Source organism: Rhodoglobus vestalii (assembly GCF_006788895.1).
Taxonomy (GTDB): domain Bacteria; phylum Actinomycetota; class Actinomycetes; order Actinomycetales; family Microbacteriaceae; genus Rhodoglobus; species Rhodoglobus vestalii.
This window is the reverse complement of the sequence record NZ_VFRA01000001.1, coordinates 1,515,806-1,540,341: the sequence shown is the minus strand read 5'-3', so window position 1 is coordinate 1,540,341 and position 24,536 is coordinate 1,515,806. Positions and strand designations below refer to the sequence as shown.

Sequence of the window (24,536 nt, the reverse complement as noted above, 5' to 3'; positions counted from 1 at the left end):
CCGGTGGTCGGGCCACGGGGCAAATCTCCCGAGGCCCGACCATCCGCGTCCCACATCCGCGTCCCACTGCTGCGAAACGTAAGGAAAACCGATGACCGCCGCGATCGATGTGGATGCCCGCAGCATTCGCCGCATTGCGCTCAATCACCGACTCAGCCGGTGGGATGTGCGCTTCTCCCCTTACCTCTACATTTCGCCCTTCTTCGTTCTTTTTGCCCTCGTCGGGCTGTTCCCCCTGTTGTATACGGCATGGGTTTCAGTGCACGACTGGAACCTGATTGGCGGTCAGGGCGACTTCGTTGGCATCGACAACTACGTCACCGTGCTCAGCCAGCAGTATTTCTGGACTTCGCTGCGCAATACCTTCAGCATCTTCCTCTTCTCCAGCGTTCCGCAGGTAGTGCTCGCGATGGGCATCGCCGCCTTCCTTGACTACAACCTGCGCGCAAAGACCCTGTGGCGCATGGGTGTGCTCTTGCCCTACGTTGTGGCACCGGTCGCGGTCGCCCTCATCTTCAGCAATCTCTTCGGGGACCGGTTCGGGTTGATCAACGAGATTCTCGGCGGCGTGGGCATTGATGCCATCCGCTGGCACGTTGATGTCATTCCGAGCCATCTTGCGATCGCCACCATGGTGAACTTCCGTTGGACCGGCTATACCACCCTCATCTTTCTGGCCGCGATGCAGGCTGTGCCTCGCGACTACTACGAGGCCGCAATCATTGATGGCGCCAATCGCCTGCGCACTTTCTGGTCGATTACCGTTCCGTTGCTTCGCCCCGTGATCATCTTCGTCATCATTACTTCGACGATTGGTGGACTCCAGATCTTTGACGAGCCACGGATGTTTGACCAGGCGGGCCAGGGCGGCGCCAACCGCCAGTGGCAAACTCTCACCCTCTACATTTATGAGCTCGGCTGGGGCCAGCGCAACTTTGGTCGAGCTTCGGCCGTGGCCTGGTTGCTCTTTTTGGTGATTATCTTGATCGCCATTCTGAACTTCGCGATCACCCGCAGGATTGCTGGCTCCACTGAGCGGCGTATCCGCACGAAAGGTAAGCGATGAAGAAGAACCGTCAGGCCGGTGGACACGACCGGCGCCCCGGATTCTGGGTTTATGGAATTCTGATCGCGGTGCTCTTCGGCTCAGCGTTCCCCATCTGGTGGTCGTTCTTGATCGGCAGTCAGGATGCTGCGGCGATCAATCAGAATGGCATCAATTGGATTCCGGGCGGCAACTTTCTCGCAAACGCCGCCACAGTGATTGACACCATCCCGTTCTGGACTGCTCTGCTCAACAGCATCATTGTCTCCACCAGTGTCGCGCTCAGCGTCGTGATTTTTTCGACTCTCGCGGGCTATGCGTTTGCCAAGCTGAAGTTTCGCGGGCGGGAGGGCCTACTGATTTTTGTGATCGCGACCATGGCTGTGCCGACGCAGCTGGGCATCGTGCCGTTGTTCATTGTCATGTCTCGCCTGGGCTGGACGGGAAGCCTGTGGGCTGTCATCGCGCCCGCCATGGTGACAGCATTCGGAGTGTTCTGGATGACCCAGTACCTGCGTGATGCGCTTCCCGACGAACTCATTGAGGCGGTGCGCATGGACGGGGCGTCGATGATCGGCAGCTTCTGGTATGTGGGTCTCCCCGCCGCACGCCCGGCCGCGGCGATGCTGGCCCTGTTCACTTTCATCGCCACGTGGACGAACTTCTTCTGGCCGTTTATTGTTCTTGACCCCGGCAACCCGACGTTGCCTGTCGCGCTGCAGCAGCTGCAGGCCGCATATTATGTCGACTATTCGCTTGTGCTTTCCGGCGTTGTGCTCTCGATCATCCCGCTGATCCTCGTTTTCATTTTCCTCGGCAAACAATTGGTTGCCGGAATCATGCAGGGCGCGGTTAAGGGATGACCATGCAGGAGTACTCGACAGTAACGAAGAATGAGGACATGACTATTTCGGACCCCCGCGCTTTCCCGCCAGGATTCCTCTTTGGTGCTGCTACGGCCGCCTACCAAATTGAGGGCGCGACTCACGAGGACGGTCGAACAGATTCGATCTGGGATGCCTTCAGTCGCGTTCCGGGAGCCGTCATCAATGGCGAAAGTGGTGAGATCGCGTGCGATCACTATCACCGCTATCGCGATGACGTAGCCCTGATGAAGGACCTGGGGCTGCAGACCTACCGTTTCTCAACGTCGTGGTCGCGTGTGCAACCTGATGGTGGCCCGATCAACCCGAAGGGGCTCGACTTCTATTCGCGTCTCGTCGACGAGTTGCTTGATGCGGGAATCAAACCGTGGCTGACTTTGCACCACTGGGATTTGCCCCAAGCGCTTGAGGAGAAGGGGGGCTGGGCCAACCGCGACACCTCGTACCTCTTTCGCGATTATGCGCTCAACGTGCACGATGCCCTCGGGGACCGTGTTGACGTGTGGACGACGCTTAACGAGCCGTGGTGCTCGTCGTTCCTCAGCTACACGGCCGGTGTTCACGCCCCCGGTCGGCAGAGCAAGCAGGCGGGGCTCGCGGCCGGCCATCACCTCCTGCTCGGCCACGGGCTCGCTGTCGAAGCGTTGCGTGACCGCGACCCTCGGCTCGAGCTCGGCATTACCCTCAATCTGACCGTCGCGAAGCCGGTCGACCCGTCTAGCCCCGGTGATATGGATGCCGCCCGACGCATCGACGGCCAGTTCAACCGGTTCTTCCTCGACCCCATTTTTCGCGGAGCTTACCCCGACGATCTGCTTCAGGATGTTGCGGGCCTTGGTCTGACCGAAGTTATTCACGATGGCGACCTCGCCCACATCGCGCAACCGATTGACGCTTTGGGCGTGAATTATTACCACGGTGAGTTGGTCAGCGATCGGCCGGCAGAGCATCCGCTGCTCGCTCAAGCCCCCACAGGTCGGTCGACGAGTTCGCCGTTCCCTGCCGCGGATGGCGTCTTCAATCACCCGCAGGGACTGCCCTTGACAGGGATGGAGTGGGAGGTGCAGCCGGATGGTCTGCGCGAACTCTTGGGGCGCGTCGATAACGAATATGCCGGGCCCGCGGGAACGAAGATCTATGTCACTGAGAATGGTGCCGCCTACGACGACACCGTTGATTCGGATGGTGGGGTGCGGGATGTTGAACGCACGGAGTTCCTCCGGTCACACTTGGCGGCCATCCTTGATGCCATCGATGAGGGGGTCGAGGTGCACGGCTACTTCTATTGGTCGCTGCTCGACAACTTTGAGTGGGCGTGGGGTTATGAAAAACGTTTCGGCCTTGTGCGGGTCGATTATGAGTCGCAGGAGCGGATCATTAAGGACAGTGGGCTGGCTTATGCGAAGATCATCCGCGATCGGGCTCTTTCCTGATCTGGGGGCGCTCACCGGGCGGTGGGTGCGGCGTGTGCCCAAATAGAATGGGGCTATGACAACCCCCGCGCGCCTGGAGCGTTCCGCGCAGCCGACCTTGGAGATGGTGGCTGCGGAGGCTGGGGTGTCGCGGGCGACCGTGAGTCGGGTTGTTAACGGGTCGACGAAGGTGAACCCGGAGATCGTCGTCGCCGTGAACGCGGCGATTGAGCTTCTGCATTACCTGCCCAACCGTGCCGCCCGTTCGCTCGCGAACCGCCGAACCCAGTCGGTTGCGCTCGTTGTTCCTGAGGACATGACCCGATTCTTCGGGGACCCTTATTTTGCGGCGATCGTTCAGGGGATCACGCGGCGCCTCGATGAGAGTGACTACACGCTCAACCTACTCGTGGCCTCGAGCGACCCTCGGCACAAGACGATGCGCTACCTGCGCTCGGGCAGTGCTGATGGGGCCCTCGTCATCTCACACCACACGGGCGACGATTTCGTGGCCGAACTTGACACGACCATGCCGGTCGTTTTTGGTGGGCGCCCCGGGGATGACCACGACACGAATGCGTATTTCATCGATGTCGATAACGCTGCGGGTGCCGAAACGGGCACCCAGCACCTGCTCGACATTGGCCGCCATCGAATTGGTTCGATCACGGGCCCGGTCGACATGCCTGCCAGCATCGACCGGCTTGTCGGATTCCGCCGCACGCTCGAACGTGCCGGGTTAGCCACGGATGCGGTGGAGCACGCCGACTTCACGGCTGCCGGGGCTGCGGCGGCCACCCGCCGGCTACTCGAGCGCTGTCCCGATATTGACGCTCTCTTTGTGGCGAGTGACCTCATGGCGACCGGAGTGCTCGATGTGTTGCGGGAACAGGGAAGGGCCGTGCCGGGGGATGTGGCGATTGTTGGGTTCGACGATAGCCCTGCGGCAACAGCCGCTGCCGTGCCGCTGACGACGGTGAGCCAACCATCCGAGGAGATGGGTTTTGCGATGGCCGACACGCTGCTGCGGCTTCTGAGCGGAGACACCAGTGTTGTGCACCGCACCATCATGCCGACGTATCTTGTGGCACGCGACTCCGCGTAGAGCACCCGCATCCCCAGCGTCGTTGGCACCACGTATTCTCAAATCAATGAACTTTGCGCTCGCCACCGACGAGCCTGTGCGCACACGGTTTGCGCCCGGGCGACCAGTAGATGTGCGCGCAACCCTGCAACCGTTGAAGCGCGGTGCGGGAGACCCGACAATGCGAGTGGATGCTTCGGGAACCTGGCGCACAATGCTCACCCCGGCGGGGCCTGCGACTCTGAATCTCGTGCAGCACCGGTCGCATGTGGATTGCACTGCGTGGGGCGCCGGGGCTGAGTGGGCGATCGAGAGTGTTCCGGAGCTGCTGGGGGAGGGCGACGATTGGGATGATTTCGACATCTCTGCGCTTCCGTTCGCGGCCGAGGCTCAGCGCCAGAATCCGGGCCTGCGGCTGACCCGCACGAAGCTCGTGTTTGAGGCGCTGGTGATGGCCATTCTGGAGCAGAAAGTTACGGGTATTGAGGCGAAGCGGGGGTGGCGCATCCTCGTCACCAAGCACGGGTCACCGGCACCGGGGCCCGCGCCGTCGGGGATGCGGGTTGTTCCGACGCCGAAGGGGTGGGCGCAGATTCCGTCGTGGGAGTGGCACCGGGCGGGAGTCGGGCCGCAGCGTTCGGCGACGGTGATGCGGGCGACGCAGGTGGCGGCATCCATTGGACGCACCGCTGACTGGGGTCGTGGCGGCGCGCGGGTTGAGAGTGCGCTGCGCTCAATTGTGGGTGTTGGGGTGTGGACGGCCGCCGAAACCATGCAGCGCTCCCATGCCGACCCCGACAGCCCCAGTGTCGGCGACTATCACTTGGCGGCGGTTGTGGGGTGGGCGCTGATAGGCGAACCCGTCGATGATGAGCGGATGCTTGAGCTCCTGGAACCCTGGCGTGGTCACCGTCAGCGCGTGGTGCGACTCATCACGGCATCCGGATTTCGTAAGCCCATGTTTGGGCCCCGGATGACGATTCAGGATCACCGGGGGTATTAGAGAGGCGCGGGCCGTGATCATGGCGGCGAGCGTGAGGTCGCAGCGCGCAGCTCAGAAATTTCTAGGTTTTGTGGCACGATACAGAGTTTTGTGTCACAATTGATCGATGAGCATCGAATGGGCAGAAAGCGCAGACAAGTGGGACATTCCCCACGAAGATGCGCTCTACGCGATGCGGAACGCGGTTTATACCAGCGACAAAGTAAAAGTGAACCGCGAAGACTCTAACGGACCGCGGAGGGTTTTCATCGGTCCACCACATTCCCAGACCGAGCGCCTAATCGAGGTGCTCATTCAAGTTGTCGGGCAGGGCTCGTTCGTGTTCTACCACGTCATGCCGCTCGGCTCGTATTATCGTCACCAGATGGAGGAAGACCAATGACACTCACGAAGAAAGACCAAGAGCGGTACCACCAGCTCGCCGCGGTCGAGGAACAGCCCACCGGCGAGAGCATCCCTGGCGAAAGCCATAAGGGTGCGGCCGCGGCCGCGATCGGGCACCAACTCCTCATTGAGGCACTCGGGAGTGAGGAAGCCGTTACGAAAGCAATCGGCGGCAGACCAAGCTTGGGGAACAAGACGGCAGGCAGTGGGGAATCCCCCACAATCCGATTTCGCGTCACCGAGAGGCAGCGCAGAGGCGTTACCACGCTCAAACAGCAGATGAATCTTGGTACCGATTCGGAGCTCGTCAGAGTCGCCCTCGACGAGTACCTGTCAAAACATCTCCAAGCCGGCGTGTAGCTGATCCTAAAGCTTGGTAAAACCGGCGTCGCCCTTCCTGGGTGGCGCCGGTTTTGACCGAGGCGTCGAAAGAAATGATTCCGTCTCTGGATCGTGCCACCCACCGGAAAGTAATTCACGACGTTCACGAATGGGCGGGGCGAGCGCGAGTTGGACCGTTGACGCGGATGACTGAGAGTGCTCCGGATCTTGTGAAATTCGCCCCGGAAACCCTGCCGCACCTATGGCCACCAACGCCTACTATCCCGCGTTCGCTAGACAACTCCTGCAGCGTCCCGCAGCTTTCCGAGCGCGAACTGCCAATCGATGCGCTCCTGCTCGAGTCGAACGTTGCCTTCACTGCGGATGTGCTCGAGCGTTCTCAGCTCGGTAGGTGTCAAAGTCGGGTAAACCCCAGCCGCAGGCTTGGTTTCGGGTACCCAAAGATCCCGGTAGGCAAAGAGAGTGTCGTCATCCATCAACACACTGGTCACGTTCGGGCAGCCCGATCGCAGCGCGTGAAGTATGGCAAAACCGTCAGAGTCCAGATCCCCCCAATAGACCACCCGACCGTCCTGAATCCAGGGGACGGCGCTAAGGCTCCGAGCGGCGTATCCACCTCCGTGCACGACGACGGCGTGTGGCGTGTCCGGCATCGCGAGCACCGTTTCGAGGTTCTCAAACACAAATACGACGTGTGGCACGATATCGAGCGCTGCCAACTCATCAACTGACGCGCTCACATCAGACATGCCACCTGGTCGCATCGTCGGATCGAGGAAACGTACCCGTAGTTGCGTCGGCGAAGCGAGAAGCCCGAGGGAACTGCGTCCCGTTACCGCCGTGTGCAACCCCTCTACGATCGATCGGTGGCGTTCGAGCCACTTGGTGTCGATCCCGCGGATCGGTAACTGTCTGATGCGCCACCCGGAGGTCGGGTGCTCCGCAAGCCAAGAGATCACAGGAATGAGCGTCTCGAAGTCCTTCTCCCGCAAAAGCTGCAACTTGCCCGCGTGGGTGCGTATCGCAGCCGCCAGCGCACTGACAGCCGTCTCGGGGTCCGCGGACGGGAAATCGGCGGCACAAGAAAATTCTGCACGAAGCCGCGCAGCGCGGTCCCGCAGAGTGCGCCAGCTGCGGGCAACACCTGAGCCTGCGAAAGCAGCAATAGCGTCAGCCCCAACCAGAACGCACCGCTGCGGTACCGACTGCCTCCCGGCACTCGGCCACTGCCGATCAGTCCAGGTCACATCTGCGCTGGGGTCGGTCGATGCCAGCTCGCGCCAGGATTGGGTCCATGCGATCGCACCGACCACATCCAGTTGAACTGTGCGCTCCGTCGGCGGATGCAAAACGACTTCGAGCCGAACGGTTTCACCCCCGGTTGCCGCCCACTGTCGCTGGCCGCCTTCGACCATCTTCCGTGCGCGTTGCTGCGCTTCTGTGACGGTCACCATGCTGTGCGTTGCCATCATGCACCAGACGCAGGGTCATGGGGTCGGAACATGAGATTTGCAATGAGCGACTCGCGGCGGGTCGGGTTCGTGATCGAGGAGACCGCGCCGACGTACGGCTCTATCGTCTGCAGCAACTTCTCTGGTGTCGCCAAAATCATGTGGAAACCGAATTCTACGAAAACGTCCATCGCCATCCGCGTGTACCGACTGTCAGCCTTATCGAAAGCCTCGTCGAGGATGATCGTGGCGTAGGAAGGCACTTCGTCTTCGTCGGCAGCAAGTTGATAACGCAGTGCCGCAGCGAGACAGAAAATGACAAGCTTTTGACGCTGTCCGCCAGAGAGTCCAGCACTGGAATCGTGAACATTGACCACCCGCCCTGCTAGGTCGACCTCATGTGCCATGAAAGTGACATGTTCCCGGGTATCCAAACAGCGCCGCTTCCAGGCGAGATCTGCGTTGTCGCTGGATCCGAGCCTGGTCATCACCCGGTTTAGGACCGCGAATCGAGACTCGGCTGCCACCAGATTTTCGTCATTCCAGGCGCCGTCGACTACGGACTTCAGGTCGCCCATAAACTCAGCCACTTCGGGAGCTCGTCGAGTCTTGACCTCGATGCGCAGGTACCGTTCGACGTCGAATCGTGACCGCCCCAACGATGCATTGACGGGGTCTATCCGGTCGACCACCTGCTTGGGTGCATCGCGAATATCAGAGAGCAGGTGCCCAATCAGGTCCCGCGATTTCTCCCGCAACAATCGCAGAAAATTGCTCTCATGCTCGGGGAGCCCGCGCGCCTGAATATCAGCGAGCAAAGCTCGATAGCCTTCGCGGTCGTCAATCGATTCGGTGAGATCGGCGACTGCGGCGGGCCAGTGCCCACGAAATCCGATGGCCCCTTTTGCAAAAGCCGACTCTGCAGACCGCAGTGTCGCCTGCGCAGAGATTGATGCTCGGTGGAGGGCTTCGGCAACTTTGCGTCCCACTCCCTCGACGCTCTGCCTGTCGATTTTGCGCTGCACCGAGCGATAACGTTTCTCTAGTGCGATGGCATCGACGTCCGCGATTGCATTGTCAACCATTCGGTCAGACAGTGTGGTGATCAGCGTGTCAACTTCGACAAGATGGTTCTCTACCCGGCCGAGTTGCAGCGTCGCGTCGCGCGCGGTGGTCTCGGCAGAACGCAACCGTTCACGAGCCCCGCCTTCGGCCGCAATTGCGTCGTGGAGTTCGGTGTTACCCGTTGTGAGTTCATCCAGTTGTCGTCGTCGAGCCTGCACCAGTTCGTTTGCCGCAGCTCTGTCGAGCTCTGCCCAATCGTGACGAACGATGCTCTCCAGTACCGTTCGACGTTTCACTGTGGCGTCGCGCTTGGTGGAGGCACGCTCAAGTCGTGACCGGGACTCGTCCTGTTGTTGGCTGGCCTCCCGGCGACGGTCAAGCAACAACTCAATCTTTGCTTCGTTGTCTGCGCCCAAAATCCATTGCCGACGGTCAGTCACCGCGTATCGGTCGTTCTTCTCGTACCGGCGGGCGGACTTTTTCACCTGCCCACCGATGGTTACCCCGCGTTCGACTGTGTCGAGCTGATCAGGGTGCTCGACACAGGCGTAATCAAATTCGGAGGCAACCCTGGTCTGTAACCAGCTGCCGAAACCGCCCGAGGTCACTCGGATGCGGTGCAGCAGTGATTGGTCCGACTTCGCAGCCCTGGTGGGCCCGACGATCGCAGGAACTGCCTCAAAGACGAGTCGAGCGCCCAGAGTGCGCTGTTCCACTTTTCGTCGCACCTCCGCCAGGTGCTCGTCACGCACGAGCAGCGCGCTCGCCAGCGGGTACAGCACCCGTTCGATTGCGCCGGTCCATTCGGCATACTCCGGCAACACCTCGATTAGCTCGCCGGCGAACGGCAGCGCCGTCTCACCGAGCCCGAGCTCATCTGCGAGTTGTTTTCGAGCAACCAACAGTGGGGCCGGCAGGTTGCTCTTGCGGCTGCGGAGCTCGTCAAGCTCCCGATCGATCTTCTTCAACTCGTCACGGGCCGAGAAGTACTGCTGATTGTCGTCGGTGTCGTGGGCTAGCTCGGGTGCCGGCTGTTCGAGTTCGCGGCGCGATGATTCCTGCAACTCCCCGAACTCTGCTCCGGTCGTCGGTGGCGCTGTGATGCCGACGCTGCCGACTTCCTCACCGAAGCGCTCCCACCTGCTGCTTGTTGTCGTGGCCGCAGCTGTCGCATCCGCAAGCCTGGCTTGCAGCTGGGACACGTCTGACCCGCCCAGTTGCAATGCTTGCCGTTCCGCGGCCCGCAGGCGCTCGACAGCATCGTCGCGGGCCGCGTCGGCGCGGCGCGCGGACTCTTGCGATTGTGCCTGTTCGGCCCGCAGCGTCCCGCGTTCCTCGTCGGCCAGGCGCAACGTCAACCGGTCCTGAAACGGATCGATGAGGTCGCCGAGTCGCTCGGCCTCTGCGGCCTCTGCGGAGGCTTGTTCGTATTGCGCGATTGACGCCTCAAGCTCCTGAAGGTGCTCGGATTGGCGACGCAGTTCGACGACGTGATGGTGGGCGTCACGCAGTTCACCGAACTGTTCGACCGCATTCTTGGCGCGTGCAAAAGTGGCTGGTTCGTCGAGCATGAAGGAGCGAAACAGCTGATCAAGGCTGCCGAGGTTCTTGGCGGATTGGGTTTTGTGCAACAGGTGCAGGGCGTTGTGGCTGCTAATGCCTAGCAGGCGCTGCAGCTTGGCGTAGAACGGAGCGTGCGACCAGTTTGTCGTGACGACGGCATCCGGCCACGTGCTTTTAATGCGACGGGCTTCGATTCCGGAGAGAACGAGCTCTTCGAAGTCCAACAGTTTTACTTCGCCGCGATCAATGAAACACGCATCTTTCAGGTTGCTCTTATCGACGCTTGATCCGCGCAGATGGAATAGTCGCACGACTGTGACCGGCGCATCGCGCTCATTCTCGTAGCGCAGCAGAATACCGCTCCAGGTAGCATCCTTACGCAGATGGGTGCTCACCGCTCGATCGAGATGCTCGTCCGCTTCTTTGCTCCACGCCCCCCGCACATAACTGACTAGGCTGCGGTCATCGTTGCGGGTCTGGGACTCCTGTGCCGCAGCGTTGAACCGCAACCAGCGGTCGGGGGTGAGCACGGTAGCAATAGCATCGAGGAGGGATGATTTGCCGGAACCAGAGGCTCCCGTGAACAGGTGCCCTTTGCGCGCGATGTCGACCTCATAGAGTCCGTCGAAGGTACCCCAGTTGAGCACCTCGACGTGGGCGAGCCGCCACTGACCAATGTGCAGGCTCCCATTGTCTCCGTCGGTTCCGTGCTCCTTGGGCCCGGCATCCGGCATCTCAAGAAGGGTCATGAGGTTAGCCTCTCATCGTCAGGGCTTTCGAGCGAGGTCGCATCTTCGTGTTCGTGTTCGTAGTGCGAGGAGCCATCGTTGGCGGCGATCCGCTGATATTCGGCACTGATTGCACTAATTTGTTCGGCATCGACGATGAGTCGCAGCACTGGTGAAATCTCTGCACGATCTTCTTCACCAGCCTGGTGGATGACGCGCAACTTATTTTTCATGTTGTTCCACGACGAGTTCAATCGGCGATCAAAATCATGCTCGTCGCGGTCGGTAGAACGGTAGACGCCCAGCTGTTCGTAAACTTCCTCTTGGCCAACGATCACCCGCCCGTCACTATCAGCGCTCAGCAGCATGCGCCGCAGTACCAGCAGCATCGCAGTATCGAGAAAAGTGAGGGGAGCGGTGCGCACGGTGCTCGGAATGGCACGTTCGTCCGTTGCGACATTGCGCACGAACGCAAATTCCCCGACCCGGTCAATTACCAGCTCAAGAAAAAGCTCGTGAAGCCGCGATCGAATGGCCACCTCGTCGGACAGCAGAGCCGACCAGAGTGTGGTCGTTTTCGCCCCGGAAAGGTAGGGGCCTTTGATCAGTTCGAGCAGGGCGCGCCGTGATTGCTCGATGAGAACGCCGGTGTCTCCATTCCAGAGGGGCCTGATGGATGCTTCGAGGTCTGGTTTGTCATTCATTGCAGTCTCCGGGTGAAACGATGGGTTCGGATGGTGGCAGCGCGTGCCTGATGGTCGATCCCTCGCCAGTGCACGGTCTCCACGCCATCAGTGAGCTCGCCCTGATGTGCTGCGAGGGTGAGCAGGCCCACAACACTTGCGACCCCCTGAGTTGCCGGATGCCGGGTGAGCACGTCACCCACCGTGAAGTTGTTGGCGTGCTCAAGCATTTCGTTGACGGCGTTGGTGAGCTCAGCGAAGTCGATCTCGGTGGCTCGTGCCAGCGCTCGGAGCGCCTCAAGGTCAGCTGTTTCCGGCTCGTGTCGAACAATGGGGGTGCTGGCATTTTGTTCACCGGGATCGTAGAGGCGGATGGCGCCGGCACTGCTGAGCGAGACGGCGGACAGTTCGAGGCGCAGGTGGGTTGGGGAGTACGGTTTGATGTGCCGGGAGGCTTCGACCCCTGAAGCCTGCGCTTCTCGGAGAAGTTCTCGCAATTTTCGATCGTGCTGGTAGTCCTGCGACTGCACGTAGCGTCGGAGGCCGCGCGCGAAAGCGGTGATCACGTCGTGGATCTCGCCGCTGTGATCTTTGAGTGTTGTGATGAATCGACGCAGGAAGCGTCGGTCGGATGGCCGCAGCTTTCCGGCAAAGTCTCGATCGAGTACGCGTTCAATGTCGTCGTCGAAGGCTGTGCCCACCGCAGGGTCGAGCACAAGTGCGGAGAATCCGGAGAAGCTGAGCCCTTCGTCGGATTCGCTGATCAGGTCTACTCCGCGAAAAACTTCGTCGAGCACGGCGCGCTGGGAGGCATCCGATTCCACGATGCGTGCGCGCAGATCGCGGTTCAGCTCTTCGAATTTTGCCCGCACTCTGGCAAAGTCACTGGGGAGCTCTTCGGCTTGGGCGAGAATATCGTGAACCCGTTCTGCGGCGCGGGCGGGGTCGATGATGTCTTCTTCGCCGGCGTTGATCCGTTCGATTTGTGCATCAAGTCGGTCGCGTTGGGCGTGCAGTTGTTCAAGCCGTCGGGTGGTGTCGGGATCGGTGTCGATTGCGAGCTGGCTGAGTTGCGTTGCGATGCTCGATAATCGTGACTCGGTGACTGTTTGTCGTGGAGCCGCGAGTTGCTCGACAAACCGAAGTGCCCCGAGGGCACCGGGCGATAGCTCGAAAGTTTCGCCTCGAGTGTCTTCAGCCGGTCGGCGTATCAGGAAGCCCGCCTTACGCCATTCTGCACAGTAGGCTTGCGCCGTCTGAGGGAGCTCGAATTCGTTGGCGCGTAACATTCCGAGGTCGTGGTCGATGGCTTCGTAAAGTTCGGCTGCCAGCATGCGCCGGTTCTCGCCACTGAGGTGTTCGCCCAGCAACGCCACGATGACGGCGGCGTTGTCTGTGCGCAAGAGTCGCCACGTTGCATCCGTCTCCACCAGGAAACGAAATTGATGCGACTTACTCAGAGCAGACACTTAGATTGTTCCTCCCGGCATCAGACAGTTTTCTGTGCTCACGGTCATCTTGACAGAAGAGCAGGTGCTGCTGGCCCGGGTGAAGCTTACTGGCCGTCTAGCGCCTGAAGTGCTGCCCGAAACCCTTCATTGGGTTGCGCATAGGGGAGCGCCGCGCATACGTCCTCGAGTGCACTATCCATCCGCACGCCGAGGTGTCGCGCGGAGTACAGTGCCGCCACTGTGGGCGTGCGGCTGATCGCCTGCACGCAATGCAGGAACACCGTGCGACCTTCGGCGCGGAGGGCGGCAATCGCATCCGCGGCGTCGGCCAGCACAAAGTTGAGGTTGGGGTTCTCTTCCGGGCCGGGCTCGTCGATCAGGCGGATCTCGAGGCGCTCGCGGATGCGGTCGGGAACCTGCTGGGTGCCGACCCTGCACAGCGACACCACGGCATCCACTTCGGCGGGAAGTTTGTCGAGGGCGCCGACGGCTCCGAGCCATACGCCGTTGTCATGCGGATGCTGCACCAGGGTCGAGATGTCGCCAGAGTGTGCGTACGGCACACGCGTTGCCGCCGGTTCGCCGCGCACGACCTCGCCGGAGAGGCGCACGAGGTCGAGGCTGGTGAGTTCGGGCCAACCGTGAACGATGCGCTGCCAGGCGGCGGGGATTGCGGACATTCCCCAGCGGGCACCGAGTAGTCCACCGGAAATTGCGGCGACGGTGTCGGTGTCGTTGCCGCCACGAACCGCGCGCTCAAGGGAGTCGACGAGACTGATGCCGTGCACAATCGACGACCACGCGCCTTGGAGGGCTTCGACGACCCAACCATTCTTGGTGAACGCTTTCGGCTGCTGGGCTTCGGCGACGGTGATGCGTTCGGCCCAGAGGGCGGCGCGGTCGGGGGCCAGTGTCGGGAGTCCGATGCGAACGTCAAGTTCACCGGTGAGGACCGCGTGCCGGATCGCTAAGCACCACAGCACACAGGCGTCGCCCGCATCCTCCTCATAGTGGGTGAGGTCGCTGATTGCCCGTGCCGCTTCGGCCAACCCGTTGGGGTCGTCGAGGTAGGCGAGGGCGACGGGGGCGGTGCGCATGAGGGAACCGTTTCCTCCGCTGCGACCGCTCTGGTCGTGTACGTGTTTGGCTGACTCTCGAACAGCCGAGGCGGTCGGGGCGATGCCGCTCAAGACGCGTCGGGTTTGGATGCCCACATCCGGTGCCGTCTTCGCCCAGTCAACCCAGGCGGTGACGATTTCGTCGAGAACGGTTTCGTCGCGCAGGTCACGGCCGGTGGCGGCGGCCCGCAGGATGGGCACAGCCATGGAGGTGTCATCCGTCCATTCGCCGGGTGCCCAGGCGAACCCTCCGCCCCCTTTCATCTCGACGTCGCCATCGAAAGCGGGCCCGAACTCATAGCCAGCACCGAGGGCATCACCACAGGCGGTGCCGAGCATGACGCCGGCGGCGCGGTCTGATTGTGCGGTGGTTAGTTTCATGAGTTCTCCGTTTCGTCAGAGGTTGGTTCGGCAGGCTGTTGTGTCGTCAGCCGTCGGCTGCAACAGCTGTCGTGCCTGGTAGTACTTGTTCGATAGTCGCACTTGGGTGTCGTGGTCGAGTTTGCGGGAGCGCCGCGATGCCGAGTTGTCGTCAATGTCTGCCAGCTTTACGGCGAGGGCGACGGGATGTTGGCGGATGCGCTCGTAGTAGTCGGTGTCGGCAACATCCTTGCGTCGGGTCAGCAGCTCTACGGCCTCCACAATTTCGGGGAGCATGCCCGCCTTTAGGAGGTCGGCTGCGGTCACATCGCTGTCTTCGATGACGTCGTGCAGCCAGGCGGCACAGTGTTCGACGGGTTCGTCGAGCCGGTCGAAGCTTTCCGCGACTCGAGCGGGATGGTCGATGTAGTCGTAACCGAGCTTGTCGGTCTGGCCGCGGTGGGCGATAGTCGCAATCCCCACGGCAATGCCGTGCTGCACTATGGCATCCACTTCGCTCATCAGCATCTCTTCGTCTTCTTCCATGGGTTCTTCCTCTTCTTCGAGCGCACTGGTGTTCGGCTCAGCTCGCTCATGCGTTCTCCAATAGTGGGTGTGCGTCGTCAAACGCGGTGAGGTGAATGATGCCGGTCGCCACGGGACTGGCGCCTGCCTGTCTGATTCCGGATGCCCGCAGCCGCCCTCGCTCTGAACGTACTGCTCGGGCGAGCCCGGCGTCTCCGCCGTCTTTGAGGGTCATGGCCTGCAGATAGCGGGCGAATACGCGGGCGTCGTGGGCGGTGGTGCGTCGCGCGGGTGCGAGTCGAGCATCCAGAGCAGCAGCACTGAGGATGCCCTGCCAGCGCGCTCGCAGTCCGGTACTGCTGCCGAAGATTTCGGCGCCCACAACTTGCCCGCCGATTCCGATGATGACGCCGCGCTGGCCTTCAAGCTGGCGGGTGGTGATCGGTTGCGATCGATCGAGGTGGTCGAGCAGGGACGAGCTGGCTGTCGTTCCCAAGCTCGTTTCGTAGCGGCCGATGCGGCGCCACACTTCGCCCTGTTGGTCGGTGCCGCGCAGGTTGCCGTGTCGCACGCTGAGGGCACTTCGGCGGCCGACGGACTCGTGGGGGTTAGCGTTTCCGCTAGAGCCGTCAGACGAGTTCGGCGCGTGCGGATCGTGGTGAGTGCTCGAGTCCCGGGCTCCCCAGCGGCCGTGTTCCACGCAGAGAGCGGAGACGACCCGCCCCTCGAATGGTTCGAGCAGGAGGCTGGCGGCCAGCATGCGGTCTTGCCATCCGCCTTTCAGTAGGTCGCCTTCGAGTGCGACGACGGGGCGCGAGGCGCGGTTGTGCAGAATGAGTTCGCTGACAACGGGGGAGCCTTCGCGCTCGGCGATGTCGATGTTGTCGGTTTTCCATTCCAGGCCGGTGATGCGTGGGGCGTCAACCCAGATCGGGAAAATGCTGAGGCTGCCGTGGTGGCTGCCATGCCCAACATGCAGCTGGGGAATTTGTGTGTTCAGGTGTCCGTTCATGCGACCTCCGATAGTTAGCGCATTGATGCGCAAATTCAGAGTATGACAACCCACCGACATTTAGCGCGAATCTGCGATAATAGTTTCTATGGAGCTTTACCGCGACTCACACAACCGCGCCCTCACCGACTACCCGCGCCCCTCGGTAGCGGTCGATACTGCCGTGCTCACAGTGCCACCGGATGCTCCGCTCAGCGTTCTGCTGGTGCGCACCGACAGCGGCTGGCGCCTTCCCGGCACCTTCCTGCATGAGGGAGAGTTGCTTTCAGATGCGGCGCTGCGCTCGCTGCGCGTCAAGGCAGGCGTGACCGGACTATCGCCACGGCAGCTGCAGGTATTTGACGACCCGGCACGCGACAACCGCGGGTGGGTACTCTCGGTCGCGCACTTGGATGCGGTGCCCTGGTCCCGACTGGCCATTGACGAGTCGCTCGCGCGAGTGGCTTCGGTGACGGATGTTGGCACGCTGCCTTATGGGCACAACGAGATCCTGAATCAGGCTGTTGCCGCCTTCCGTCAGAGCTACGCGTTGGCACCAGACCCGGCCGGACTGCTGGAGCAGCCGTTCACCCTGCGGCAACTGCAGCAGCTGCACGAGACTGTCGCCGGCGAGCCGATGATGCGCGACACGTTCCGCCGCACGATGGAGCCGCAACTGCGCGCCACTGGCGACTTTGCGGCGGGAACGGTAGGGAAGCCGGCGCGGTTGTTTGCGCGTGTTTGACTCGCCACTCGCGCCAAATTAAGCGCACTCTCTCGAATCTCGTCTGGTGATCTCGCCTCGATAATCCGTCCGACAGATCGGGGAGGGCCGCGGCACCGATGGCCGATCGAGGTTATGTCCCGGCCGAATGCCCTTGCATAAGCTAGTTTGGCTCGACGATGAATGACACCCCTAGTAGCCCTGACCGCCGCCTGGCGGTGGTGTTGTCGAACCCGCCAACTACATGCGGACTCCGAACGCTTCAACGCGTCGAGCTGGCCAGAGAAACTCTGGGCTACGCGTCTGTCGTCGCGGTCAACCTGTTCTCTATTTCGACGTATCGCACGGGGGGCATTTCGGCGGAAGGGGCTGTCGAGGCAGGCTGGCTCGATGCTCGGCCCGAACTTCTTGATGTGCTTTCCTCCGCGGACGCAGTGGTTCTCGGCTACGGCTGCCAAGAACCGTCGGGGCCGGCGCGTCTCCATTTCCGCGAACAGCTCGCATGGTTGCAAGAAGAGATTGGCAACCATAATCTCCCTACTTGGATGCTCGATGGCCGGCCGCGTCATCCATCGCGTTGGCACCGCCACACGCATGCTTCGTACCCAGATCTACCGTTCGCGGAAGCTCTTGTTCTGGCACTTCGCCCGGTTAAAGACAGGATCCGACCGCTCGATGGAGGTTCAAAGAACGCCGTGGAGCGCGAGTCCGACTAAGAAATGCAACTCCTTGACCAGACATAGTCATCTATCCGAGCACCTCCCTCAAAGCGACCTGCCTTGGTGCGCTCGGCTGGACTGGGGGTGAGTGACGGATCGCGCACCCAAACGAAGTTGCGATAGTCTCAACAACGAGATGGCCTGAGGGCGAGGCGTGAGGCCACGGGACCTAGAGCAAGGGGAAGACACCAGCATGGATGTGCTTGCGAATCCGGTGATCAACTCGCCTTATGTGGAGCCCTCACGGCACTTTATGCTCGACGATCAGGGCCGCCCGACGGGTGAAATCGCTGAATCCCGCCGTCGAAGTGAATTCTTCGTCCCGGTTCCTAAGCCGAAGAAGGGCAAGAAGAGGACTGGCGAAACGCAACTCGCGTTCGATTTGACCGACGAGAAGGTCGAGCGGAACGACGCGATCGACCAGCTTCGTGATGACCTTCGCTATTGGCGTCATCAGGGATATCCGGGCGTTACCCCGATCAGTCGCAAGCTTCTTGAGCACTGGTCTGATCCGAACCGTGAAAATCGCATTCTCTTTGCTCAACGCGAAGCAGCAGAGACTGCCATCTACCTAGCTGTAGTTCCCCGGGACGTTGTGATCGCGCGAGTTAGCGAAGACCTCCGGCAGGATGTGGGTACCACCCTCACATCCCCAACCGAAGGTCTTCATGACTCACGCTAACGCCCCGTTCGCCCCGGAGGGGCGGCTTCGTCTTGCTCGTCTGATCGTGGAAGGCGGCTGGTCCGCTCGTCGTGCCGCAGAACGATTCCAATGTTCACCATCAACAGCATCGAAATGGGCTGCACGTTTTCGCGCTTGTCAACCCCTGACTGACCGCTCCTCACGACCGAATCGTTCACCGGCGCGCACCTCGCGCCGCCTTGAGCGACGCATCATCGCGTTGCGATTCACCCGTCGGTGGGGACCACATCGGATCAGTTACCACCTGCACCTCAATCGCTCCACAGTCGAGCGGGTACTAGCCCGCTATCGGATGCCAAAACTCGCCTGGCTCGACCAAAGCACGGGACTCCTCGTCCGACGATCAAAACCCGTGCGCTATGAGAAAGCGATACCGGGCGAGCTGGTGCACGTTGATATCAAGAAACAAGGACGTATCCCTAACGGGGGCGGCCACCGAAAGTTAGGCCGCACCATCGGCAACCACAACAACCAGAAAGGCGGCCGCGGATACTCGTTCCTGCATCACGCCGTCGACGACCACTCCCGACTGGCATATTCAGAGATCCTCGACGATGAGAAGAAGGAAACCGCGTCCGGGTTCTGGCGCCGCGCGAACCAGTTCTTCGTCGATGCCGGCATCACCGTGACCGCCGTGATGACCGACAACGGTTCCTGCTACCGGTCAGCCGCCTTCACCACAGCCCTCGGCCCCGCAATCAACCACAAATTCACCCGCCCCTACCGCCCGCAAACCAACGGGAAAGTCGAACGCTTCAACCGCACCCTCGCCGAGGAATGGGCCTACGCCCACACCTACCTCAGCGACGAAGCACGCGCGGCAACCTACCCAGCCTGGCTCCACAGCTACAATCACCACAGACCCCACACCGGCATCGGCGGCCAAACACCATCAGACCGCGTCCACAACCTCACAGGGAACTACACCTAGCGGAGGTGGTCGGTCGCGATAAGTACACCCGCAGTCGCGCCGGCGGCGTTGATTGGCGAGTAACGCTCGCGGAAGTCAACACCATCCATAATTCTGGCTTGCCGCGTATGGCGCTGAAAATGGCGACGGGGTCGGGCAAGACCGTGGTGATGTGCATGCTCATCGCTTGGCAGTCTCTCAACAAGTTCCACGCGCCACACGACGCACGTTTCTCAAATCGCTTCCTTGTCGTGACCCCTGGTATTACCATCCGAGACCGGCTCAAGGTGCTTCAACCTGGTGACCCAGATAACTACTACGACATGCGTGGGCTCGTCCCGCCTGACCTTCGCCTTCCGCTGAACTCCGCGAGCATCTTCATAGTCAATTACCATCAATTCATGCCCCGTGACTCGAAGGAGATCAAAGGCATCGCGTCCGGCACGCGTAAACTCCTCCTCGCGGGAAAGACCAGCGATCCGTTTAAGGAAACCCAGCAGGCCGTCGTCAGCCGCATACTCAAGTCGCTGCCCGGCAAGGGCGACATCGTGGTCCTCAACGATGAGGCACATCACTGCTATCAGCCCCGCGACATTGACGAGAAGATCGACGCGGAAGCGAAGGAGGCGAACGCGGATGCAAAGGTGTGGTTCAAAGGCATTGTGGCTCTGCGCAAACACGCCAAGCTTAAGTCCGTCTATGACCTCTCTGCTACTCCGTTTTATCTCAGTGGTTCGGGCTGGAGCGAAGGACTGATCTTCCCGTGGACAGTGTGCGACTTCTCGTTGATGGATGCCATCGAGTCCGGCATCGTTAAAGTGCCACGTTTGCCCGTAGACGACGATGCCGCGGGTGACCAAGTGAGCTACCTGCATCTTTACGACCAGATCAAGGATGACCCCAGCTGGCCGAAGACGGTGAAGGGTGCGCCTAAGTCTCCAGCAGAGTGGGTAATCCCCGCCGCGCTCGAGGGTGCACTGCGCAGTCTCTACAAGAGCTACGAACGTGCCTATGAAAGTTGGGAACGCACTCTCAAAGACCAGGGCGAACCGCCACCCGTCATGATCGTGGTTGCGCCCAACACGGTCGCATCCAAACTTCTCTATGACTGGATTGCCGGATACGAACTCACTGACGGCGACCAAACCCGGCACGTTGCTGGGGCCCTCGACTTGTTCAGTAACGTGGAGAAGGAGCAGCCGATTGCGCGCCCAAGGACTGTCATCATCGACTCGAAGCAGCTCGAGTCCGAAAAGCCAATGACCGACGATTTCAAGAAGGCGGCTGCCGCCGAGATCGAAGCGTTCAAGAAGGAGTACCGCGTTCAGCGCGGCAGCGCTGAGGATGTCACCGACTCCGACCTGCTTCGCGAGGTCATGAACACGGTCGGCAAGAAGGGCAAGCTGGGCGAGCAGGTGCACTGTGTCGTGAGCGTCTCCATGCTGACTGAAGGGTGGGATGCGAACACTGTCACCCACATCCTCGGTGTGCGCCCGTTCCGGTCACAATTGCTGTGCGAGCAGGTCGTCGGACGCGGTCTTCGCCGTCGCGACTACTCCATCGACGAAGAGACCGGATTTTTCGGCGCCGAGTACTCCAACGTTTATGGCATCCCGTTTTCCTTCATTCCAGGAGACGCACCCACGATCGACCCGAAGCCACTCGACCCTCCCACGCGAGTTCAGTCTCTGGATGATCGGGCACACCTTGCCATCGACTTTCCCCTCGTCGGTGGCTATCGGATCGAGATGCCGGAGGCCCGGCTCGTCTTTGACCCAGTGGATGCCGACGCACTGACGATCGGCGGCGCAACGGTGCCGAGTTGGGTGCAAAATGAAGGAATAGTCGGCGAGACGGAACGCATCGAGGGCATCAAAGAGATTCGCGAGCAGGAGATTGCCTTCAATGTGGCAAGCCGTGTGCTCAAAAGTTTCTTTACGTCGCAAGGTGATGCCCGGCCTTGGTTATTCCCACAGCTGGTTGAGATTACTAAGGAGTGGCTCGCGGCGAAGCTGCACATTGAGACCGGTTACAGCATTGGCTACCTTTCGCTCGCTGAGCCACAGCAGCTCGCGGCAGAGGCGATCTACAACGCCATCAGCCGACTTGAAGATCAAGAATCGCGACGCAAGCTCATACGCCCGATCCTCCGCAACCCCTCAGAGGGGTCAACGGGCGGGGTCTGGTTCGACACGCGCAAGAAAACCTTCGAAACAACCCATTCGCACGTCAGTCACGTGACCCTCGACGGCAAGGATGGCAACACGTGGGAGCACCGCATCGCCCAAGTCTGCGAGCATCTCGTTGCTGAGGGACTGATCACGAGCTACGCGAAGAATGACCACCTCGGCTTCACCATTCCTTACGTACACAAGGGCCGCAGCGATGAGTACTGGCCTGACTTCTTGCTGCGTCTCGCCCCGGTCGAAGGGGAAGATTTCTCCCGCACTCTTATCGTGGAGGTCTCCGGTTCGCAGAAGAGCCCTGGTCCCACGAAGGAGAAGGCGCGCACCGCAAGAGACTCCTGGTGTGCCGCGGTGAACAACCACGGTGGTTTCGGCCGCTGGGGATATACCGAACTTGGCAAGGCTGAGGTGGATGATGCCGAGAACGAGTTGCGTGTGCGAATCGACCAACTTCGCAAGGATGCACCGATCATCGGGGACCCCGATCTTCTCTCGAGCCGGCTACTTGCCGGTATGGCCCGATTTACGGAGGACTAGTGGCACGCATGAGCAAACCGAAAGGGCCGACTCCGGTCGAGTCGATCCAACACGCGGATACACGTACCAACATCCCGACAGCGGATGCCGCCGCAGACTTCTTCGACGAGAGCACATCCGCACTGCCACCACTCCGTTACCCCCGCGATCCCAGTCTTGACCCTCAGCTCGTGTGGAAGGGTAAGGATGCCCAAGATGGCGAAGACCTCATCGTCGATGCGCCACCCATCTACATCCAGGAGAAGGTCGACCCGCGTGCGATCATAGCCAACATCCGGTCGCAGGCTGTAACGAACGCAGATAACGAGGCGCCCAGCCTCTTCGACTTCGAGGACTTCGACTCCCTGGACGAGTTGAGCCAAGTTGAGTTCTACCAGCACGAGGAACGCTGGAAGAACCGGATGATCCTCGGCGATTCTCTCCAAGTGATGGGGTCTTTGGCCGAGCGCGAGGCACTCCGCGGCAAAGTCCAAATGATTTTTATTGATCCTCCTTACGGCATAAAATTTGGGTCCAATTGGCAGGTGCGCGCAGGTAAGCGCGATGTCAAAGACGGCAGCGCACAGGATGCCGCGCGCGAGGCAGAGCAGATCAAAGCGTTCCGTGATACGTGGAGCTCCGGAACAAATTCCTATTTGACATACCTTCGAGATCGGCTGACCGTAGCACATGATTTGCTCAACATCTCTGGCTCCATGTTTGTGCAAATTGGAGACGAGAATGTCCATCTCGTCCGGTCTCTCCTTGACGAGATCTTTGGCCGTGACAACTTCGTAAGCCAGATCGCGTTTGTCACGACAAGTGGTTTCGCTCAAGCGTCTGCACTAGGTCGCGCGGGCGATCATATTCTCTGGTATTCAAAGTCGCTGGAAGACCTGAAGGCTAGACAGTTGTGGCGCGTTGCTCTGGATCGGCAAGGCTACAATTGGCTCCAGTTTGCAGACGGCTCGTTTCGCGCACTAACTGCAGCAGAGAAGGCGGCAGCCGACTTCGAGATTCCCGATGGCGCGCGACTATACAAACCAGACAATATTCAGTCGCAGGGTGCCTCAAGTTCACCGCAACCATTTGAGTACGGCGGTAAGTCGTACAATCCGGGAAGCTCATCTCATTGGAAGGCAAACTATCCAGTGGGGATGAACCGCCTTGATTGGGCGAGTCGTGTCCACGTCGCGAAGAACAGTATTCAATACGTTAGATATGTTGACGACTTCGGCCTCCAGGCCTACAACAATTTGTGGCTTGACACCGCAACTGGAAACTTCACGGAAACCAAGATCTTCGTAGTACAAACAAGCACCAAAGTCGTGGAGCGATGCATCCTGCTCTCGACGGATCCTGGAGACCTAGTTCTAGATCCGACCTGCGGATCCGGCACAACAGCCTTCGCCGCTGAACACTGGGGTCGACGCTGGATCACAATTGACACATCTCGCGTGGCGCTAGCGCTGGCGCGTCAACGTCTGATGGGTTCAAAGTTCCCTTACTTCACCATGGCTGATAGCGACCAGGGCCGACAGCTCGAGGGCCTACCACCAGCAAAAACTAGCGACGATATTCGCGAAGGTTTCATTTTTGAAAAAACGCAGCGAATTACCCTCGGTTCAATTGCGAATAATCCAGATATCAAGGAAGGGATGACTCGCTCAGAGATTGATGACGCGGTCAAAAGGCACGCTGACTTCGAAGTGCTTTACGACAAACCCCAAGAAGACAAGTCCAAAGTCCGCGTCTCTGGACCATTCACGGTGGAGTCACTGTCACCTCACCGCTCGTTGAGTTTCGATGAGGCATACGAATTACGCGCAGGCTCCGGTACAGCAGACGCCGAAGCTGGTTTCGAGCAAACAATCCTCACGAATCTACGTCGCGCTGGCATTCAGAACGGCCGTCGAGCGGAACGAATCGAGTTCGACACACTCGAACAATACAGCGGTACCTATGTGCAGGCGGTCGGCGACCGCAAAAGCGGCGATGACCCCACCGCGCCATCACGAATCGCAGTTGCTCTAGGGCCGCAATACGGAACCGTCAGCCCCGGCTTCATAAAGGCAGCAGCGAAAGAGGCGATCGCGGATGAGTCGGTCGACCTGCTCTGCGTGCTCGGTTTCGCGTTCGACCCGCAGGCGACCGGTGTCACTGAGGACGACGGCGTAACAGTGGTGCAGGAGTTCGCGACTGTCGAGGGTGAGCGCAAGCTTGGCCGCATCCAGGTGTTGCTCGTGCGGATGAACGCCGACCTGCTGATGGGTGAGGACCTCAAGAAGACCGGCAGTGGTAACCTCTTCACCGTGTTCGGCGAGCCCGATGTCTCGGTGGACGAGGTCGATGACGACAAGCTCAAGGTCACTCTCAACGGCATAGATGTCTACGACCCGTCGACTGGCGACGTGCGTAGTTCGAGCCGCAAGGACATCGCCCTCTGGATGATCGACACTGACTACAACGAGGAGTCCTTCTTCGTACGCCATTGTTACTTCCTCGGAGAGAACGATCCCTACAAGTCCCTGAAGACCGCGCTCAAGGCCGACATCGACGCCGACGCATGGGCTGCACTTTACCGCGAAGAGTCACTCCCCTTCGAGAAACCGTCAACCGGCAAGATCGCCATCAAGGTCATCAACGACTACGGCGACGAGGTCATGAAAGTCATTGAGGTGGCCTGAGG

Annotated in this window: 18 protein-coding genes and 2 pseudogenes; 13 read left to right on the top strand and 7 right to left on the bottom strand. The window is 60.5% G+C overall.

Features of this window, described 5'->3' with window-relative positions; genetic code table 11:
* Positions 1-91: 91 nt before the first annotated feature.
* The 7 genes from FB472_RS07420 (at position 92) to FB472_RS07385 (ending at position 6,172) form a co-directional block, all read left to right on the top strand.
* Positions 92-1,066 carry a carbohydrate ABC transporter permease gene (locus FB472_RS07420; RefSeq protein WP_141990362.1) on the top strand — a complete coding sequence of 325 codons (975 nt, stop codon included), beginning with the start codon at positions 92-94 and terminating at the stop codon, positions 1,064-1,066.
* Positions 1,063-1,908: a carbohydrate ABC transporter permease gene (locus FB472_RS07415; RefSeq protein ID WP_141990361.1), complete on the top strand. Its 846-nt coding sequence runs from the start codon at positions 1,063-1,065 to the stop codon at positions 1,906-1,908. The genes FB472_RS07420 and FB472_RS07415 overlap by 4 nt, the downstream gene beginning before the upstream one ends.
* Before the next feature lie 38 nt (positions 1,909-1,946).
* Entirely contained in the window at positions 1,947-3,362 is a 1,416-nt protein-coding gene (locus FB472_RS07410) for a GH1 family beta-glucosidase (RefSeq protein ID WP_215730412.1), read from the top strand.
* 55 nt (positions 3,363-3,417) lie between these two features.
* Positions 3,418-4,446, top strand: coding sequence for a LacI family DNA-binding transcriptional regulator (locus FB472_RS07405; RefSeq protein ID WP_141990359.1), 1,029 nt, complete (start codon positions 3,418-3,420; stop codon positions 4,444-4,446).
* Positions 4,447-4,492: 46 nt separating this feature from the next.
* Positions 4,493-5,428, top strand: a complete 936-nt coding sequence (locus tag FB472_RS07400; protein WP_141990358.1) for a DNA-3-methyladenine glycosylase family protein — start codon at positions 4,493-4,495, stop codon at positions 5,426-5,428.
* 106 nt (positions 5,429-5,534) lie between these two features.
* Entirely contained in the window at positions 5,535-5,810 is a 276-nt protein-coding gene (locus tag FB472_RS07390; RefSeq protein WP_141990357.1) for a hypothetical protein, read from the top strand.
* Entirely contained in the window at positions 5,807-6,172 is a 366-nt protein-coding gene (locus FB472_RS07385; protein WP_141990356.1) for a hypothetical protein, read from the top strand. Before FB472_RS07390 ends, FB472_RS07385 begins: the two co-directional genes overlap by 4 nt.
* A 254-nt stretch (positions 6,173-6,426) precedes the next feature.
* Here the strand turns inward: FB472_RS07385 and FB472_RS07380 are convergent, their stop codons facing one another.
* The 7 genes from FB472_RS07380 to FB472_RS07350 form a co-directional block, all read right to left on the bottom strand.
* Positions 6,427-7,623, bottom strand: a complete 1,197-nt coding sequence (locus FB472_RS07380; RefSeq protein ID WP_170192051.1) for a Wadjet anti-phage system protein JetD domain-containing protein — start codon at positions 7,621-7,623, stop codon at positions 6,427-6,429.
* A complete protein-coding gene (locus tag FB472_RS07375) occupies positions 7,623-10,982 on the bottom strand; it encodes an ATP-binding protein (RefSeq protein ID WP_141990354.1) in 3,360 nt (1,119 codons plus the stop codon). The genes FB472_RS07380 and FB472_RS07375 overlap by 1 nt, the downstream gene beginning before the upstream one ends.
* On the bottom strand, positions 10,979-11,665 hold the full coding sequence (locus FB472_RS07370; RefSeq protein ID WP_141990353.1) for a DUF4194 domain-containing protein: 687 nt from the start codon (positions 11,663-11,665) through the stop codon (positions 10,979-10,981). The genes FB472_RS07375 and FB472_RS07370 overlap by 4 nt, the downstream gene beginning before the upstream one ends.
* Positions 11,662-13,113 (bottom strand): DUF3375 domain-containing protein, encoded by a 1,452-nt coding sequence (locus FB472_RS07365; protein WP_141990352.1) that lies wholly within the window; start codon positions 13,111-13,113, stop codon positions 11,662-11,664. The genes FB472_RS07370 and FB472_RS07365 overlap by 4 nt, the downstream gene beginning before the upstream one ends.
* Before the next feature lie 86 nt (positions 13,114-13,199).
* Positions 13,200-14,594, bottom strand: coding sequence for an ADP-ribosylglycohydrolase family protein (locus FB472_RS07360; protein ID WP_141990351.1), 1,395 nt, complete (start codon positions 14,592-14,594; stop codon positions 13,200-13,202).
* A 15-nt stretch (positions 14,595-14,609) separates the two neighbouring features.
* Entirely contained in the window at positions 14,610-15,119 is a 510-nt protein-coding gene (locus tag FB472_RS07355) for a phosphohydrolase (protein WP_246078131.1), read from the bottom strand.
* Positions 15,120-15,165: 46 nt separating this feature from the next.
* Positions 15,166-16,110, bottom strand: coding sequence for an ARPP-1 family domain-containing protein (locus FB472_RS07350; protein ID WP_141990350.1), 945 nt, complete (start codon positions 16,108-16,110; stop codon positions 15,166-15,168).
* A gap of 88 nt (positions 16,111-16,198) precedes the next feature.
* Between FB472_RS07350 and FB472_RS07345 the strand changes: the two genes are divergently transcribed.
* The 6 genes and pseudogenes from FB472_RS07345 to FB472_RS07320 all read left to right on the top strand — a co-directional run bounded on the left by FB472_RS07345 (position 16,199) and on the right by FB472_RS07320 (position 24,534).
* Complete coding sequence (locus FB472_RS07345) at positions 16,199-16,834, top strand: NUDIX hydrolase (protein WP_141990349.1); 636 nt, start codon at positions 16,199-16,201, stop codon at positions 16,832-16,834.
* Between the two features lie 158 nt (positions 16,835-16,992).
* Positions 16,993-17,529: a DUF1643 domain-containing protein gene (locus FB472_RS07340; RefSeq protein WP_141990348.1), complete on the top strand. Its 537-nt coding sequence runs from the start codon at positions 16,993-16,995 to the stop codon at positions 17,527-17,529.
* 196 nt (positions 17,530-17,725) lie between these two features.
* Positions 17,726-18,115: pseudogene (locus tag FB472_RS07335) on the top strand (restriction endonuclease); the annotation flags it as partial.
* Positions 18,116-18,200: 85 nt separating this feature from the next.
* Entirely contained in the window at positions 18,201-19,166 is a 966-nt protein-coding gene (locus FB472_RS07330; RefSeq protein WP_141990346.1) for an IS481 family transposase, read from the top strand.
* Positions 19,157-21,868 (top strand): annotated as a pseudogene (locus FB472_RS07325) (BPTD_3080 family restriction endonuclease); the annotation flags it as partial. The gene FB472_RS07330 and the pseudogene FB472_RS07325, both read left to right, overlap by 10 nt.
* A gap of 8 nt (positions 21,869-21,876) precedes the next feature.
* Positions 21,877-24,534, top strand: a complete 2,658-nt coding sequence (locus tag FB472_RS07320) for a site-specific DNA-methyltransferase (protein ID WP_141990345.1) — start codon at positions 21,877-21,879, stop codon at positions 24,532-24,534.
* The last annotated feature ends 2 nt before the right edge of the window (positions 24,535-24,536 follow it).

Coding starts and splice junctions, on each gene's coding strand:
- FB472_RS07420 (WP_141990362.1), top strand. CDS start 92: ATGACCGCCGCGATCGATGTGGATGCCCGCAGCATTCGCCGCATTGCG.
- FB472_RS07415 (WP_141990361.1), top strand. CDS start 1,063: ATGAAGAAGAACCGTCAGGCCGGTGGACACGACCGGCGCCCCGGATTC.
- FB472_RS07410 (WP_215730412.1), top strand. CDS start 1,947: ATGACTATTTCGGACCCCCGCGCTTTCCCGCCAGGATTCCTCTTTGGT.
- FB472_RS07405 (WP_141990359.1), top strand. CDS start 3,418: ATGACAACCCCCGCGCGCCTGGAGCGTTCCGCGCAGCCGACCTTGGAG.
- FB472_RS07400 (WP_141990358.1), top strand. CDS start 4,493: ATGAACTTTGCGCTCGCCACCGACGAGCCTGTGCGCACACGGTTTGCG.
- FB472_RS07390 (WP_141990357.1), top strand. CDS start 5,535: ATGAGCATCGAATGGGCAGAAAGCGCAGACAAGTGGGACATTCCCCAC.
- FB472_RS07385 (WP_141990356.1), top strand. CDS start 5,807: ATGACACTCACGAAGAAAGACCAAGAGCGGTACCACCAGCTCGCCGCG.
- FB472_RS07380 (WP_170192051.1), bottom strand. CDS start 7,623: ATGGCAACGCACAGCATGGTGACCGTCACAGAAGCGCAGCAACGCGCA.
- FB472_RS07375 (WP_141990354.1), bottom strand. CDS start 10,982: ATGACCCTTCTTGAGATGCCGGATGCCGGGCCCAAGGAGCACGGAACC.
- FB472_RS07370 (WP_141990353.1), bottom strand. CDS start 11,665: ATGAATGACAAACCAGACCTCGAAGCATCCATCAGGCCCCTCTGGAAT.
- FB472_RS07360 (WP_141990351.1), bottom strand. CDS start 14,594: ATGAAACTAACCACCGCACAATCAGACCGCGCCGCCGGCGTCATGCTC.
- FB472_RS07355 (WP_246078131.1), bottom strand. CDS start 15,119: ATGGAAGAAGACGAAGAGATGCTGATGAGCGAAGTGGATGCCATAGTG.
- FB472_RS07350 (WP_141990350.1), bottom strand. CDS start 16,110: ATGAACGGACACCTGAACACACAAATTCCCCAGCTGCATGTTGGGCAT.
- FB472_RS07345 (WP_141990349.1), top strand. CDS start 16,199: ATGGAGCTTTACCGCGACTCACACAACCGCGCCCTCACCGACTACCCG.
- FB472_RS07340 (WP_141990348.1), top strand. CDS start 16,993: ATGAATGACACCCCTAGTAGCCCTGACCGCCGCCTGGCGGTGGTGTTG.
- FB472_RS07330 (WP_141990346.1), top strand. CDS start 18,201: ATGACTCACGCTAACGCCCCGTTCGCCCCGGAGGGGCGGCTTCGTCTT.
- FB472_RS07320 (WP_141990345.1), top strand. CDS start 21,877: ATGAGCAAACCGAAAGGGCCGACTCCGGTCGAGTCGATCCAACACGCG.